Source organism: Flavonifractor porci (assembly GCF_037572415.1).
Taxonomy (GTDB): domain Bacteria; phylum Bacillota; class Clostridia; order Oscillospirales; family Oscillospiraceae; genus Flavonifractor; species Flavonifractor porci.
In genome coordinates, this window is record NZ_JBBHLB010000007.1 from 109,142 (window position 1) to 125,362 (window position 16,221).

Sequence of the window (16,221 nt, forward strand, 5' to 3'; positions counted from 1 at the left end):
TATCGAAAATGCACAAGTACCATTTCGACAAAATACTACACGGTGAATAGGTCTGGATTTCTTGTAAATTTCTACTCCTGCCCAACCATAAGAATTGTCCTGTCCCAGGTTTATATTCTCAGGGGTGCGGCTACCCAGTGTGCGCGGGCAGCATATGCAAACAGCACCGCCGCCAAGCAACACCATCCCTATTTCAGGTGCGTGGAGACGCACACATTTTATACAGGAGGGAACGCAGATGAAACGAATCACACAGCATATCTTAAGCCTGCTGCTTACCTGCGCCATGCTGCTGAGTCTTCTACCAGCTGTAGCTTTGGCTGAAGAGCCGGAAGAGAATGCTACACCGACAGGTAAGACGATCTATGTTGCAGCAACAGGCGGAGAAGGCGAGTTGGGCTCAAAGGAAAATCCGTATACCTCTTTAAAGGCTGCTGTAGACGCCATCAATCAGGATGCAGACAACCAATATTATACCGTCTATCTGATGTCGGACGTAGAGGCAGCCGCCTGTGCCCGCATCACAGACCACTATGTAATCATTTCCAGCCTGCCCGCGGAAGAGGGGCAAATACAGGAGATTTACACCATTACCCGCGCGGAGGATTTTAAACAGATACAAGATACCGCCCGCTCTACCTATAACCCCGCTATGATCGAGGTCACAGTTCCCGCAGGAAAAGGAGCCTCGGTCACACTGAAAAATGTCACTCTGGATGATGCCGGCCGGCATGAAGGAACCATTTTTACCCAGGCCAGCAGTGGCGGTGACACCAGTAAAAACAGTCTCTGCGTGCAGGATGCCATGATCGCAGCCTATGGCACAGATGCCGCTCAGGCTGAGATCATTCTGGGCAGCGGCGCAACCCTGAAGAACTTCGGCGGCATGTCCGCAGTCCGGGTCATCGCCGGTGCCTCCCTGACCATGGAAACGGGCAGCATCATCTGCGACGACACCGCAAATGACCGAATCAAGGGTGCCTCCGGAAGTATTGGCCCCGTGGGTGCCGTATGGGCGCAGGGCACCAACATTACCATTGACGATGGCGCCGTCATCCGGGATGTTGTGGGCCGCGCCGTCTGTGTGGACGGCGGTTCTGCCACCATCGGCGGTGAAATTGTCAATATCAAAGCAGACAATGATATGTGGCAGGGAACCACAGGCGTGGCAGTTCATGGGCGTGGAGATTCGGGTATCACCCTGGCCGCTTCTTGTGAAATCCGGGATTTTAATGCCAATGCCAGTCAGGGTTCCGTGATCGGTATGTATGCCAGCGACCTGGATATGAAACAGGGCGCAAAAATGACCAATATCACTGGAATCTCCGCCCTTTACATGGACGATATGGGAAAAGATTATCAGCATACCGCCCTGGTCAACGGCACCGTGGAAAAGGTGGAAAACAATCCCGTCATGCGTTCCTGGTACGGCCATATTGAGATCGGCCCTACCGGCGTCGTACAGAATTGCGTTTCCAGTGCGGGTTTATCGGACGGCCAGGTGCTGTACACCAACAATGGCTCCAGGTACACCATTCGCGGCAAGATTTTAAACAATAAGGGCACCGCGATCTATATTGCCAATCAGTCCGGCGGCCGTCCTGAAGTCATCATGGAAGAAGGCGCAGAGATCTCCGGCACCAAGGGCGCTGGCCTGTTTGGCACCGGCGTTGCGGTCCGTGTCAACAACGGTTCTCTCTTTACCATGAACGGCGGTACTATCTCCGGAAACGGCACTGGCGTTGAGGTAAGCGGCAAACCTAACTTCAAAGGCGTCGAATTCGTGATGAACGGCGGCACCATCTCCGGCAATTCTTATGGTATCAAATATACGGTCGCAGGTGAATCCAAAGTGCGGCTCAATGGCGGCACACTGTCTGACAACGGAACGACCTATCAGATTTCCGCCACCGGCGGCTCCGCCAAGGATGCCAACGAAAACATTTATATCGCATCCGGCGTACTCCAGGGCAACACGACTATAAACACCTCTTTCGGTACACTGACTCTGGATGAACCCTACCCCTCCCTGTGGCTGGGCGCCGCCTCCAGTGACTCCAAAAACCAAGTTGACGCCCTGGTCAAGGCCGGCGAGGGCCAGGCTAACTGGGCTGTTAAGGGAAGCGCCCTCTGGTTTAAAGCCGACTCAGACACTCTGCACTTCTCCATGTCCAGACCTTCTTCGGTTGAGAAGGGCGTCGGTCTGCACATTGGCTACATCCCGCTGAAGGACGATGGTATCCCCGCAGACGGCGCAACGCTGACCCTGCTTCCTCTGGTCAACAGTGAGGTCCTTGATGTGACATTGACCGGTCTGACGCCGGGCACTTCCTATGCGCTGGCTTTTGTGGCCGAGGACAAATACTATGTCACCATCGATCCTGCCGACATCACCGTATATATGGGCGGCGAGCAGGGCTCCAACCATGTCACAGAAGACAACGGCACCATCACCAGCAGCACCTCCCTGCCGGAATTTGGTTTCCGCATTGAGGCCAAGGCAGGCTTGGCTCCCACCGATATCCGGTTTAAAGAGGAAGGCAGCGGAAAGGTTTGGAAGGTCATCCCGTATAACGAAACAGCCACAGACATTTACAAAATCGTTCCGGACACGGATGGACAGGACCCTGTTCGCCTGCTATTCACCGATGACACAGGAAAAGCCATTGTCAGCGACCAATTTGCAGTTGGCCTTGAAGTCAATAAGCACTTCAACATGGGCATCTATTCCGGCGCTGTGGACCAAGGCAAGATCTATGCCGTTGATCAGGGCAGCACCTCCGGGGAGACTTACGGCGTGATCTCTAATACCGGCATTCTGAATGTCCGAGGCACGACCAGTAAGGTAGAGTATGCAGACCTGAACCAGCCTGCCACCAGCGGCAAAGTCGGAGTCACCACCGCTGATGGCGTCACATTTACCATCAATGACAGCAATGTATCGGTGACTGATTCCACCGGCATTGCCCTGCTGTTTGACGACATCATTGAGAGCACCTCCAGCGAGTCCAATCGCACTCAGCTGCTTGAGGATAAAGCTGATCAGGCCTTGGCCAAACCTGTTCCGGAAGGAATGGTCCGCAACTATGATCTGAAATATCTTGATCTGGTGGACAGATATAACGGCAACACATGGGTCAAGGCCTCTGCCGATGTTACCGTTTCCTGGCCTTATCCCGCCGGCACAAACAAAGATACAGAGTTTACGCTGCTTCACTTTGAGGATCTTCACCGCGATATGGCCTCCAATGAAGTTGCCGGAGACATTGCCGGATGTACGGTATCTGAAGTGAGCATCCTGGAGAAAACAGATACTCACATTGTCTTTAAGGTCGGTTCCGGCGGCTTCTCTCCGTTCGCTCTGGTTTGGGAGGAATCTGATATCCCCAGCGTTACCCGCTACACCATCAGCGCCAGCGCCGGTGAAGGCGGCTCCATCTCCCCCAGCGGCTCCGTGCGGGTCTCCCGCGGCGGCAGCAAGACCTTTACCATGAAGGCCGATGAGGGCTATGAGATCGACGACGTGCTGGTGGATGGCGAGAGCGCAGGTGCTGTGGACAGCTACACCTTCAAAAATGTGAAGGAAGCTCACACCATCTCCGTCTCCTTCCGGCAGCTGCCTCCCACCCCCGATGACACCGGCGTATCCGACTGGCTCAACACCAAGGATCACTTCGCCTACCTCCAGGGCTTCCCCAATAGCTGCTTTGGTCCCAGCCAGAACATGACCCGCGCCGAGGCGGCCCAGATGTTCTACAACCTGCTGCTGAACAAGGACGTGACCCAGACCGTCTCCTTCTCCGACGTGCCCGCCGGCGCCTGGTACGCCGACGCAGTCAACACCCTGGCCTCCATCGGCATTCTGGAGGGCGTGGGCGGCGGCCGCTTTGAGCCTACCCGCGTCATCACCCGGGCCGAATTTACCGCCATGGGTATGCGTTTCGGCGACCTGAGCACCGAGGGCAAAAATATCTTCTCTGATGTGGATGAGGATGACTGGTTCTATGATGTGGTGGTCGGCTCCATCCAGTACGGCTGGATCAACGGCTTTACCGACGGCACCTTCCGCCCCTATCAGACCATCACCCGGGCCGAGGTCACCGTCATCACCAACCGGTTGCTGGGCCGCAGCGCTGATGAGTCCTATGTGGATAAGCACGCCGACCAGCTGCGGAAGTTCTGCGATGTGGACAAGGACAACTGGGCCTATCACGACATCGCTGAGGCCACCAACTCCCACGAATATGTCAAGTCCGGCAGTCGGGAAACCTGGGAAAAGTAAGGTCCTGCTATTCTCCCATCTCTAGCCGGAAAACAGCTTTGTACCCAACGCGCAGCGGAGCGGCAAGATCTTCTTGCCGCTCCGCTTTCTTTTATACCTTCCGCTCATATTTTAAAATAAGCAAAAATTATTGACAAACAATAATCCTTCTGTTATGCTCAAGATGAAATTATAATAAAACAATAATTTGAGGTGAGCATCATGACACGCAAGCATATTCTGATCCTGCTATGCGCCGCTCTGGTCGGAGGGCTGACGGCCCTTGCTCTGTCGTGCTATGATCCGCAGGGGCTGCCAGGCCTGCTCTCCGCCCCAGGCCAGGGGCTGCGGGAACTCTCCCTGTCCGGTCCCTGGGGCAATCTGGGAGCCTGGGCAATCACCCTGGCTGTTACCCTGCTGCCCCTGCTGCTTCTGGTGCTGCCCAAAGACCGGGGGCCCCTGGTATGGGAGGACTGGCTGTTGCTGCCCGCCTGCGGGGTTGGATTCTGCATGGTGTTTTTCTCTGTCAACCCCACCCTGCTCCCCATGCAGATTCCGGAGATATGGCCCTTTGTCTCCCTGTGCGTCTATCTCTCCGTGCTGGCAGCCTGGCTGGTCCTGCGGGTGCTGCGTCGGCTGGAGGAAGAGGCGACTGACCGGCTGGCCGGTGTGCTTCGTATCCTGCTGTGGGCCTGCGCCCTGCTGGCGGCCTTTGGAACGGCGTACAACCGGATCGGCGGCTTTGCCAACCAAGCCATCCAGGCGCCGTTGAACGACCCTTCTGGCTATGAGCTGCTCTTTGAATCCAACAGCATCAACGATACCATCACCAGCGGACTGATCCTCCAGTTTATTTTGACGCTCCTTCCTCTGGTGGCCGACCTGTTCACCGCCTTTTTGCTGGCTCAGGCAGCCTCCCTTACCGCCGTTCTGAAAGCGGGCTTGTTCAGCCAGGAGGCCGTGGAACAGTGTGCCCTCACAGCCCGCTGGTGCCGGCAGCTGGTGGTATGGTCCGCTCTGCTCACCGTTCTGAAAAACCTGTTTCAGCTTACCTTCCTGGCGTTACCGCTCCAGTCCCATTTTCAGGTGTATATCCCTCTGTCCTCCCTGGTGCTGGCCGCCGCCCTCTACCTGCTGTGCCGCTGCCTCCAGCAGGGCAAGGAGCTCCAGGAGGACAACCAGTCCATTATCTGAGGTACTTCCATGGCCATTACCGTACATCTGAGTGAAATTCTGAAAGACCGCCATATGACTGCCAAGGAGCTGTGTACCAAGGTTGGCATCACCGAGGCCAATCTGTCTATCCTGCGATCCGGCAAGGCGAACGGCGTACGCTTTCACACCATCAACAAAATTTGTTACTACCTCAACTGCGACGTAGGGGATATCCTGCGCTTCGACGGACGATTGGAGGATGAGGATAATGACAGCGAAGAAACGCCTTGACCGCCGGTTCCTGATTCCGGCTGTAGGGATCGCCCTTGTTCTGCTGCTGGTACTGCTCCGGCCGGTCAGCCTGGCCCAGCCGGAGGCCCAGAGTCCTGTTCAGGACCGCTGGGTGGGCTACTACATGGTCTATCGGCCTATTGATGATCACGACTTTGACCGGGACTGGGAAACTTATGGGGACACCAAAATACTGAACGCCCAACGCCAGAACGATGGCAGGTATGCCTTCACCGATCTGGATGGGCAGGCACTCTTCTTTGACTTTCTCCCCTCCACTGATCCGGAGGACCCCTCCTCTGTCATCATTGCCCATCAATCCGACGCGGCAAACACCGATATCCGCTCCCACATTACGGACAGCGAAACCACCGAAAGCCTCTCAGGCACGCTGTATTTCGGTCCCGCCTCCTCTTCCTCCATAAGCGATCAGGACTGCATCTGGACTGCCTGCCTGGTCTATCAGCGGGCGGATGGCTCTCTCTATCTCACAAAAGGCTATTCCTATCAGAGCGACGGCGTCACCCTCAAACAGGAGACCAAGTACACCTCAACCATCAACGGCTGCACCACACAAGACGTGCTCTCGGTAGAACTCGCCATAGAACGGATTCCCCGGATAGCGTCCTGCACCTTCTTCCAGTTGGATGAGAATGGCACACTTCTGAACGAGACTACACTGTCCGAGGCTGAGGCCCTGGCCCTGACCGATGGCAGCTATCAGCTTCCTCTTGTGGAGGGCACAGCCTGTATCCTGATCCGACAGGATGAGGAACGGGACGGCCAGACCTACACCACCCTCACTCCCCAGCCAGACGGCAGCTTCACCGGGGAACTCTGGTTCCTGGATGAACGCGGAATTGGCGTCCAGATTATAATTCAAACAATATCTGAATAAACAAAAAACAAGCCGCAAGCGAAATCGCTTGCGGCTTGTTGGAACATCACAACAGTATAGATGCCGGCAGGATATGGGGCCCCACACAGTGGGGCGGCGCTTTTGCGCCGTAAGAGCGTTTTTGCCGGAGGCGAAAACCTCGGCGCAGGGACAATTCATTTGCCTCGAGCATTTTGATTTCTCACGGTATCCATAAAAATAGCCACACCGAAAGGTGTGGCTATTTTTATGTAACATCAAAACGCTGTAGATGTCATGTTATCTCCGCAAAACTCAAATTATTTATTCTTGTTTTGATGAGTCAACTTCCGATTCGGAGATACCCCCTTCAATCAAATCGGTTATCACTTGATTGAGTTGGGCAGCATTCTTTTCCGTAATAACAGGGACACCTGTTTGCAACTCAATAGCCTTTCGGGCATCTCCAGCGACTTTACCGCCTGCACGAGCCACTTCGATATTATCAGAAAAAGATTCCGGTGCTTTCTGCTTGGAAATTTCTGTGGTCGTAGCCTCGGCCAGCATATTCAGAACCAATTCCAGTGTAGTCATATTGTCCCGCAGGTTTTCCTTTTTCAGCCCCTTGAGATTCTTATACTGTCTGGTGGACATCCCGGACCATGCTCGGGATATCTCATCTGTAAGAATGGCATACTCAATGCCCTTTTGAACACCACGGGCATCCCATTCATCGGTCAGCTCTTTGCGAACCTGGATCGCCTGCAGTCGCTGATTGATCCATTCACGGGTATAGCCTTTCTTCAGATAGGTTTCCAGCGCCCGTTCAATGGTCAGTTCCGGATCTATCGTTTCTTCGATTCGCTCCCGACCAACCTGTGCCAACCATAGCTTAAACGGCTCAGCTTTGGGAGATGGTATGGACTGGATGATACGCAGAAGCTGTTCCGTATCTGCCACATCAGTATTATACCGTTTTCCATCCTTTGGGGACCTCAATTTCAGTTGCTGACAATTTGTCAGCAACTGATCTGCACCTTCGTCTTTAAGGCGTTGTTTCAGCTTTGCCCAGTAGTTGCTTGCGCCACGCTGATCCGGCTGATCGGTCAAAACTGCAACGACATCAACAACAGAAAAGTACCATTCCTCTTTATCCTCGTCCCAGGCTGTGCGGATGCGCTTATCTTCAAAAAGCTGAATCTTATCCTCTTGCCCCATTCATATCACACCTCTTTTCTTCAGCAAATCATCAAGCAGTCCCTGACAGCCTTCCATAACATCCTGCCAGGTCGCATCGAAGTCGCCGGTGTACCACGGGTCGGCTACCTCTCCGGGTCGGCTTGTAAAATCCATCAGAAGGTGCATTTTGTCGGCAAAGTCGCCACCACAGATCTGGTACATACTCCGGATATTGGCGCGATCCATGCCGATCAGCAGGTCGTACTTGTCGTAGTCGCTGTTCTGGAGCTGCCATGCTGTTTTGCCGGAACAGTCGATTCCATGCTCGACCAATTTCCGGCGGGCAGGTGGGTAAACAGGATTTCCGATTTCCTCGGTGCTGGTAGCTGCTGATTCGATCTGGAACTCCTGTGCCAGACCAGCTTTCTTCACCATATCTTTCATCACAAACTCGGCCATCGGGCTTCTGCAAATATTGCCGTGACAGAGAAAAAGTATCTTGATCATTTTCGGAACTCTCCAATTGATTTTCTTCATGATCAGTATAACATGGAACCTCAAATTCGTCGAGCGTGAGTTCCTGATGAGCACATTCCTGGATAGCGTTCTGAAGTGCGGATTTTGACCATCCGTACTGTTTTGCGGCCAGCAGATACCAGCGTCGCTCCTCCATGTTCAGGTCCGCCTCCAGAATCACAACATTTTGTGTCCAGGAGATCTCTGCGGCGAGTTTCAAAAGTTCTTCGTTTTCACCATACATCCGATAAAAATCACGCATCCTCCGCAGATTGCGCGGGGAGAAACCAGGGACATTCGGATACTGTTCAGACAGGTATTTGGCAGCAGCAACCGCAGCACCCTTTTCAGAACGACCACATACAATTCGGCCTAATTCGCAGTATAGTTGCACTTGAGAAAAGTCAGCAGTTACTGCTGCATCCAAATCCGCAAACATGGCAGAATAGTCGATGTTTTTGCGAGTGTTCATGGTTTCTCCTTCCTGATAAATTATGCTTAACCGAAAACAGGCCAAAGAGAAACGCAGGATATTCCCGCACTTCTCTTTGGCCTGTTTACACCACCCGGATCATCTGTTCCCAGAGAAGAACAAATCGGTCATCCAAGATTTTGTTGTCATGATAGTGTCCGAACAGCCAGTAATGAAACCGTGTTCTTTCTTTGACTTCCTCCAGATAATCTGTCAGGGGATCATGGGCATATCCTCCTGCGCCCAGTTGGTCTACAATACTGCTGGGAGCACAGTGGGTGATGATATAGTCCACTTCATGCCGGACACGCTCCAAATTGTTTCGGGCTTCTTCATATTCCAAATCACTCGGAAGCTCCTGTTTCCACCAGGAACGATGGTTTACACGGAAACTGGCCCCCATCCTGCGGAGTGTCCAGTATTGTTCTTCAAAATCTGGAGCGTAGGGATTCAGTACACCGTATTCCATATCGTGGCTCCTTGCTCCGCCCATAGTAAAGAATGTGTATCCCTGCAGTTCAAACACCTGTCCCCGCATCAAATGGATCACATGCGGGCGGATGCGCTGGACTTTCCCACCGTTCCATTCCTCGACAGGGTATTTCCCCAGCAGATCAAAGTTCTCGTGATTGCCGCTGACAAACAGCACGGTGAAGGGTAAGGATTCCAGCCAGTCCAGGTTCCGATTATCTTTTTTTCGCCCGTCCCACAGACCACCAAAGTCGCCGCAGATGATCATGTAATCCTCTTTGGTCATTTCAGCTTGCTCCGGGAAGTATTCGGGCTGAAACCGCTCGAAATTGCCATGGGTATCGCCGGTCGCATAAATCATATCGTTCACCTTCTTTTTCTCATTATATCATATCCTGCTCCACTTGAATGCCCCCGCGCAGGATCACCGTGATATGTTCCGCAGAAACGACCTTCACCGTATCCACCAGCTGTCGGATGAGGGTTTCATCCCATTCCTGGATCTCTGCAGATGCGCCCTCCATGACCGCGGCAGCTTCTTCGATCCGTCGAATTGCCTGCGTATTACTTTTTCGCTGTTCTTCTATGGCTTGCCGTTTTTCCTTCAGAACAGCGGCCTCGTCCATAATTTCCTTGAGCTGGACTGTATAGATGGATGGATTTTCTGCATGAGCGGCTTTTGCCACCAGAGTCCTTGTCAGGTCATTCAGCTCATCCAGCCGACTTTCTATATCTGACAGGCTCATGCTCTCGCCTGGAATCGGTGCCAGCACCTGTTCCATAGCTCCGGTGATTTTCCGGATGAGTGTGCTTTTCCGGCTCATTGCAGAGTTGATTGCTGCGAGAATCGACCGCTGAAGCTGATCTTCATCGACTGATGGCGAGTTGTGGCAATATTTTGTTCCATAGTCCAGTCGGCTGACGCAGCGCCATACAACCCGTTTTTTGCCCCGTTTGGACCATGTGCATCGGCGGTACAGTGTTCCACATTCTCCACATACAAGCCGCTCTGAGAGCGCATATTTGCTGGCATAGGAGGTCATTCCCGTGGGAGCATTCTTTTTTGAAGGACTTTTTCCTGCGTTGCGCCTTGCCATTTCTGCCTGTACCGCATCGAATGTCTTTCGGTCTACGATTCCATCATGATGGTTTTCCACCAGGTACATTGGGAGCTGACCTGTATTGCGGATTACCTTTCGGCTGATACAGTCACTGATGTAGGTCTTTTGGAGCAGGACATCACCGCAGTATTTTTCATTGGTCAGGATGCTGCGGATCGATGATATGGTCCACTCTGCACCTCCTGCCACATTGGGGATCTGCTCCGATTCCAGCCAGTCTTTGAGCATCCGCAGGCTGGCGCCGGTCAGGTACCGGTCATAAATCGACCGGACGACATCTGCCTGTTCCGGAATGATCTGGGGCATACCATCCTCGCCCTTCTCGTATGCATACAGGCGTTTGTACTGTATGATGGCTTTACCTTCCCGCATGGCCTGCCGCTTGCCCCAGCGGACATTGGCGCTGATGCTCTCACTTTCCGCCTGGGCGAAGGCGCCCAGCATGGTGATGAGGATCTCGCTGTCCGACTCCATGGTGTTGATGTTTTCCTTTTCGAAGATGACTGCGATACCCAATTCCCGGAGAGCCCGGATATAGTTCAGGCAGTCTACCGTATTTCTGGCAAAGCGGGAGATGGACTTGGTCAGGATGATATCGATTTTCTTACGCTTGCATTGGCGGATCATCTTCAGAAATTCAGGGCGCTTTCGGGCAGAAGTTCCTGTGATGCCCTCATCGGCAAAAATGCCTGCCATCGTCCAGTCCTTATTGCCCATGATTTTGTCGGTATAGTAGGTCTGCTGGGCTTCGTAGCTGGTGAGCTGTTCCTCGTCATCTGTAGATACCCGGCAGTAAGCGGCGACTCGCAGCTGCCGCTGGACAGCCTGCTGTGCTGTGCTTTCCACTTTCGCAGGGATCGTAATGACTCTGGGTGGATTGTCTCTCATTGTGGTTCACTCCTATGATTTGATTATTTTTCAGTCGTATGGCTATGGATTTATCACTGTATACACGGATTGCGGATACCGTGGTTTTCAGCAGTTTTGCGTCCAATTCACGCATGACCGGATGCTGGGCAAATATTCGCCGGAGCCGGATACTCTCATATTCATCTGCATCGATAGCACTATATTGTACAGAGGCAATGGAGTGGATAAGCTCTTGAGCTGCATCTTCGTCGATTGGCTGGCAGGATAGCACTGCATCCAATTGCCTTTGCAGTTCCACATTCTCGCTTTTAGGATGGGGCGACACCACTTGAATCCGTTCCGGATTGTTGAGCAGCATGTTGAGCAGACCTAACACCTGCTGTTCTATCTGCTTCGTTTCTGTCCACCCACTGAGACGGCGAAGGATCTTCTGTGCCTCTGTAATATGGGTGGTCACTTGCTTGGCGTTGCGTTTTTTTATCGCACTTGTCATAGTTTCTTCCTGCAGGATAGCAGGATAGCCCTTGTCACCGATATAACGGCGATCCTCCAGAATCCGTGCTACCATATTTTTGTTCCAGACCCTTCCAACATCGTATGGAATCTTCTGCTCCCGAAGCCACTCAACCAGGCTGTTGTAGGATTCTCCGGCGATATACGCCTGGAAGATATGCTTTACCAGCACTGCCTCCGGTGGATGAGGTACGATTTTACCCAGTTCCATGTGATAGCCGAAGGGCAGTTTCCGATTTCCCATCAGCGCACCGTCCTTTCAATGGTTTCTGTAAGCTCCAATCCGTTTTTCAGGCGGAATCGAAGCTGTTCTTTACTGTCCACAATAATCTTGTCAATCAGTTCACCGAACAGCTCTGCATCGAAGGCATCAAGGAAATCCGGCCCTGCTTCTAAGATATCCATCAGCTCCTGCGTTTGAGCGATGGTGTTGTCGCCATCGGAGGCTAACAGGCGTTCCTTTTTCAGCTTTGCAGCGCGGAGCTGTTCGGTCAGCTCATTGCTCTGGGATATAAAAATGTCAGGATCAATGAGGCCCTGCTGTTTCAGCGTGGTCAACATTTGATTCTGACTGGAAAGTTCAGATATTTGCTTGTTCAGCTCAATGACATCCAGACTCCAGAGCATTCTGCGGTTGCGGATCGTCAGGAGACTGGTGATCATCTGGGAGAGGATCGGCTCTCCATGGTGCTTGAGGTTATAGTACAGACGCAGGACGGCTTCCTCGATTTGGGACTCTGGTATCTGTTCCATGACACAGGCATCTTTTTGTCTGTCGTGTTTGCGGCACACCCAGTATGTTATGTCCTTTGACATTTTCCTTTTGAAGTATGTCCCACAGTTTCCGCACAGGATCGTCATGGTGAAGGGATATTGCTCCCGAGGTGAATGGGTAATTTTAGAGCTTTTCGCCTGATACAGCGCCTGCGCCCTTTCAAATATGAGCCTGTCCACAATAGGTGGGTGACTGTCTGCAATGTAGTACTGATCCTTATTTCCATGGTTTATCTTCTTTTTGACCGGAAGGGTATCAGTCGAATATCGTTTCTGCAGCAGGGAGTCACCGACATATTTTTCGTTTTGCAAGACATAGCAGACCGTTGTGTGCTGCCAGTATGGGATTTTATCTCTTGTGGGAATTCCTAAGCTTGTGATTTCCGATGCGATTTCTGTGGTGCTGTACCCAGCCAGGAACCTGTCGAAGATCAACCGCACGATTTGTGCTTCGGATTCTACGATTTCAAGCCTCCCATCGCACAACCGGTATCCAAACGGTGCCTTACAGGTAATGAACTTACCGCTTTGCATTCGTTTCTGATAGCTCCACCGCATATTACCTGAGATTGATTCGCTCTCAGCCTGAGCGAAGGCAGCGAATATGGCCGTCATCATCTCACCGGACATGGTGGATGTGTCGATATTTTCTTTTTCGAAGTAGATGCTGATTCCCAGCGCTTTCAGTTCTCGGATCGTCTCCAGACATTCTGTGGTGTTTCGGGCAAATCGGGAGATGGATTTCACCAATATCCGGTCAATCAGCCCTCTGTGGCAATCTGCCAGAAGTCGTTGGAAGTCCTCCCGCTTTTCAGCAGAAGTGCCTGTGATACCCTCATCTGCATAAATGTCCACCATGCTCCAGTTTTCTTTTCCGGAGATCAGGTCTGCGTAGTACCGATTCTGAGCGGCGAAGGAGTTGAGCTGGTCATCGGAAGCAGAGCTGACACGGGCGTAAGCAGCTACCCGCAGCTTGATGTCCTGCTGCTTTTCAGTAGCCTCTATCGTAATAACTCTGCACTGCTTTTCCTGCAGGGCCATACTTCCATCGGTCAGCTGCTTTTTCTCCATGTCAGTTCACCTCCTTACAGCAACAAACACTACCACACTTTTGCCCCAATAGCTATCACCAAATGCAACGAAAATCAGGGAAACAGAATGATCTCCACACCATCCTGCACAGAGAGGTAGCTTGCAATTTTTTGAGCCTCTTTTTCGGTGCATTTCCCAATCTGGACAAGGTTTTTAAGCAGCGTGATAATGCCACAGTAATCGATGTTTACATTCTGTACTGTCATAGTAATCCTCCCTTCATTTACGGTTTTACTGAACCTTGATACCACAAAAATAGAGGCCGCCCAATTTGGTTGGGGAAGCCTTGGCTTGCTCTACTACATTGCAGGCGACCTCCATTGCTTCTAATATCAAGAATTTTGCCTGTATTCGACACTACTTCCCCAGGCAGGGCGGCAACATAAACTGTGCTGGCGCACATCACGGGAATCTCACCCCTCCGGGGAACGCCCGAAGCTGCGTACAGGAGTACCATTGTGGGCTGACGGGATCTTGGCGAAGCAGGGTGCCAATCCTGCTCTGGCCTGAGTGGGTATCGCTCTGCACCTTAATTGGCCGTCCTTAGATGCGGAAATGATCCGCACAGGTGGTCTTCGCGCACTCGGCCTGACGCTGGCTCCGTCAGCTGATGTATCTATGCTACCGGATATGACTGCCTGGAGCAGTATTTTTCAAGGTACTGTGAGATTAACTGATCTCACTAAGATTGTAACTCTGTGTGTTTCAGAATTACATAAACAGAATGGAAGGTTACCTACCCAAAATGGAAGGTTTTAGAGTTTTGCCTCCAATTCAGACAAAAATGCAATGGTCATTCGCAGGTTCTGCTTCTGATCCATAGCTTTAAATTCTCTCCCCGACAAAAGATAATCCAGGGAGACATCGAAGAATGCTGCAAGCTCCACAGCCAGTTCAACTGAGCCGGTCTGCTTTCCGTTTTCAATTTTCAGGATGTATGTACTGGTGATGTTCATTTTCTCTGCCAGCTGCTCCTGCGTAAGTCCTCGGCTTTTCCGTAAATTCTTGATTCGAGCGGCATAGCTATCTCTGTTGAAGCCCATAACACTTTCCTCCGTTTTCTGAAATTTGGATGAGACCGAATTTCAGTTCGGAGGATCACGGCACCCAACAGAAAGATTATATGTAAAAAATAAATTGCCGATCCCGTGCAAAAATGGAGAATCGGCAACCTGTGCTTGATCTGCATTAAGAAGTCCAGGGCGGGATACAGGGGCAGCAGGCGGAGGTTTTTCTTTCTTTCTTATATGCCCAGCTTGCGTATCCCGTTTTTTTCTTGACAGTCTTTCTCGTGCTGTCCTGAAAGCAGTGTGACTCGGCTTAACCAGATGGAACAACTTAATGCGGCAGCTGTTATCTGCCATGTTGCATTTCTCCTTGTCCACTTACGCGGCCGGCACACAGACAGCCAGCATCACCCCCTTATAATTTTTGTTCTTCGGCAAATGCGACTGTCTTGCCGATAATATAATTCAGTTTTATGTATCTCAGGCTTGTTGGTTCGTGTATTGCGATACATCAAACAAGCGAATTGTGTCGCATTCACCCGCAAAAAGATGTATTGTAGAATATCTTTGAGGTGAACTGCGATGTATGACTTCTCCTATACATTGGGGAATGCGGTGAAGAGCACACGTTATCGGCGCGGTCTGACCCAGCTTCAGGTAGCAGACATGGCGGATATCGATGTGCGAACCGTGATGAATATTGAGAACTACAAGGCAAATCCCAAGATGGAGGTGCTCTACCCTTTGATCCGTGCCCTCCGTATTGATGCCAGAACCATTTTTAACCCTGAGCAGCAGCGCGAAACTCCCGCTCTACAACAACTTCGGCTTATGATTGAGGAATGCAGTGAGCAGGAGGCCGAAGCGTTGATCCCGGTGGTGGAATCGGTCATTGCCGCACTCCGGACAAAGGACGCCATTGAGATTGGATGACTATATAAAAAAACAGAGCCTGCTTTTCCCCGGCAGGGGGATCAGCAGGCTCTGTGCTTTAAGCATCCGGCTCGTCGCTCAATACCATCTTCAGTTTTACCACATTGACCATGAATTCCTTTTTACATTTTGGACAGTATAGCGGGAATTTTACTAAAACCGTTTCTTCATATACTTTGACTTTCGTTTTGCTGCCGCACTGAGGACAGCAGATCCATTTTGACTCATGCCGCATAGCAATCACCCATTTATTCGTAGTTACAAGTTAGATAATTGCAGTTGGTTTTTCTTCATTGATACCCAATCATTCTATGAAAACGCCGCCAATTTCGCCAGCAGATATGCCAGAGAACTATCATAGAAGACGAAATCATCGATCAGTCCGGCATTTTTTGCATCTATGACACGGCTGCATACGGCAGACTGTTCCGGCCTGACCAGAAGCAGGATCTTGAGGTCCTGTTCAACCTGCCGAAGAGGTTGGCAGATCCCGACCGCCTGATCCATATCCGCCTGATCCACAATATCCAATATCACCACATCCGCATGAAAGATATCAACGCCGACCACAGCCTGCGGATAATGGAGCTGGGCCGCCCACAGGAAGTCAAGCTCCGGCTTTGCCTGGATGGCCGCTGACAACCCCTGTCCCAGCACCTTATTGGATGATATAAACAGCACTGTTTTCATGATCGGCACCCTCTATCCAA

General features: G+C 51.7%; 16 protein-coding genes and 1 pseudogene. 5 read left to right on the forward strand and 12 right to left on the reverse strand.

The genetic code is table 11. From position 1 onward, the window contains the following. Nucleotides 1–238 precede the first annotated feature (238 nt). The 4 genes from WHJ28_RS08180 to WHJ28_RS08195 all read left to right on the forward strand — a co-directional run bounded on the left by WHJ28_RS08180 (nucleotide 239) and on the right by WHJ28_RS08195 (nucleotide 6,605). Entirely contained in the window at nucleotides 239–4,282 is a 4,044-nt protein-coding gene (locus tag WHJ28_RS08180; protein ID WP_340041466.1) for an S-layer homology domain-containing protein, read from the forward strand. Between the two features lie 201 nt (nucleotides 4,283–4,483). Further along, nucleotides 4,484–5,455, forward strand: coding sequence for a hypothetical protein (locus WHJ28_RS08185; RefSeq protein ID WP_340041468.1), 972 nt, complete (start codon nucleotides 4,484–4,486; stop codon nucleotides 5,453–5,455). Between the two features lie 9 nt (nucleotides 5,456–5,464). Next, entirely contained in the window at nucleotides 5,465–5,707 is a 243-nt protein-coding gene (locus WHJ28_RS08190) for a helix-turn-helix domain-containing protein (protein WP_340041469.1), read from the forward strand. Next, nucleotides 5,685–6,605, forward strand: coding sequence for a hypothetical protein (locus WHJ28_RS08195; RefSeq protein WP_340041470.1), 921 nt, complete (start codon nucleotides 5,685–5,687; stop codon nucleotides 6,603–6,605). Before WHJ28_RS08190 ends, WHJ28_RS08195 begins: the two co-directional genes overlap by 23 nt. A gap of 282 nt (nucleotides 6,606–6,887) precedes the next feature. On the opposite strand, the gene WHJ28_RS08200 is transcribed toward WHJ28_RS08195, so the two are convergent. The 10 genes and pseudogenes from WHJ28_RS08200 to WHJ28_RS08240 form a co-directional block, all read right to left on the reverse strand. Continuing rightward, on the reverse strand, nucleotides 6,888–7,781 hold the full coding sequence (locus WHJ28_RS08200) for a BRO-N domain-containing protein (protein WP_116721497.1): 894 nt from the start codon (nucleotides 7,779–7,781) through the stop codon (nucleotides 6,888–6,890). Next, nucleotides 7,782–8,249, reverse strand: coding sequence for a low molecular weight protein-tyrosine-phosphatase (locus WHJ28_RS08205; protein WP_325285128.1), 468 nt, complete (start codon nucleotides 8,247–8,249; stop codon nucleotides 7,782–7,784). Between the two features lie 85 nt (nucleotides 8,250–8,334). Further along, nucleotides 8,335–8,730: pseudogene (locus tag WHJ28_RS16515) on the reverse strand (DUF1016 N-terminal domain-containing protein); the annotation flags it as partial. Nucleotides 8,731–8,815: 85 nt separating this feature from the next. After that, on the reverse strand, nucleotides 8,816–9,562 hold the full coding sequence (locus tag WHJ28_RS08210; RefSeq protein WP_340041472.1) for a metallophosphoesterase family protein: 747 nt from the start codon (nucleotides 9,560–9,562) through the stop codon (nucleotides 8,816–8,818). 22 nt (nucleotides 9,563–9,584) lie between these two features. Next, nucleotides 9,585–11,210, reverse strand: a complete 1,626-nt coding sequence (locus WHJ28_RS08215) for a recombinase family protein (protein WP_325285124.1) — start codon at nucleotides 11,208–11,210, stop codon at nucleotides 9,585–9,587. Next, nucleotides 11,095–11,949, reverse strand: a complete 855-nt coding sequence (locus WHJ28_RS08220) for a recombinase family protein (protein ID WP_340041473.1) — start codon at nucleotides 11,947–11,949, stop codon at nucleotides 11,095–11,097. Before WHJ28_RS08220 ends, WHJ28_RS08215 begins: the two co-directional genes overlap by 116 nt. After that, complete coding sequence (locus tag WHJ28_RS08225; protein WP_340041474.1) at nucleotides 11,949–13,550, reverse strand: recombinase family protein; 1,602 nt, start codon at nucleotides 13,548–13,550, stop codon at nucleotides 11,949–11,951. Before WHJ28_RS08225 ends, WHJ28_RS08220 begins: the two co-directional genes overlap by 1 nt. Nucleotides 13,551–13,624: 74 nt before the next feature. Beyond that, nucleotides 13,625–13,777: a hypothetical protein gene (locus WHJ28_RS08230; protein WP_165366523.1), complete on the reverse strand. Its 153-nt coding sequence runs from the start codon at nucleotides 13,775–13,777 to the stop codon at nucleotides 13,625–13,627. 549 nt (nucleotides 13,778–14,326) lie between these two features. Then, complete coding sequence (locus WHJ28_RS08235) at nucleotides 14,327–14,614, reverse strand: helix-turn-helix domain-containing protein (protein ID WP_116721491.1); 288 nt, start codon at nucleotides 14,612–14,614, stop codon at nucleotides 14,327–14,329. Between the two features lie 42 nt (nucleotides 14,615–14,656). After that, entirely contained in the window at nucleotides 14,657–14,935 is a 279-nt protein-coding gene (locus tag WHJ28_RS08240; protein ID WP_340041478.1) for a hypothetical protein, read from the reverse strand. Nucleotides 14,936–15,160: 225 nt separating this feature from the next. On the opposite strand from WHJ28_RS08240, the gene WHJ28_RS08245 reads away from it, so the two are divergent. Then, on the forward strand, nucleotides 15,161–15,511 hold the full coding sequence (locus tag WHJ28_RS08245) for a helix-turn-helix transcriptional regulator (protein WP_340041480.1): 351 nt from the start codon (nucleotides 15,161–15,163) through the stop codon (nucleotides 15,509–15,511). A 58-nt stretch (nucleotides 15,512–15,569) separates the two neighbouring features. Here the strand turns inward: WHJ28_RS08245 and WHJ28_RS08250 are convergent, their stop codons facing one another. Both WHJ28_RS08250 and WHJ28_RS08255 read right to left on the reverse strand, forming a co-directional pair. Further along, nucleotides 15,570–15,746 carry a cysteine-rich KTR domain-containing protein gene (locus tag WHJ28_RS08250; RefSeq protein WP_116721489.1) on the reverse strand — a complete coding sequence of 59 codons (177 nt, stop codon included), beginning with the start codon at nucleotides 15,744–15,746 and terminating at the stop codon, nucleotides 15,570–15,572. 74 nt (nucleotides 15,747–15,820) lie between these two features. Then, the gene (locus WHJ28_RS08255; RefSeq protein ID WP_075705351.1) at nucleotides 15,821–16,201 is read right to left on the reverse strand and encodes a hypothetical protein; all 381 of its coding nucleotides are present in this window, start codon (nucleotides 16,199–16,201) and stop codon (nucleotides 15,821–15,823) included. Nucleotides 16,202–16,221 lie beyond the last annotated feature (20 nt).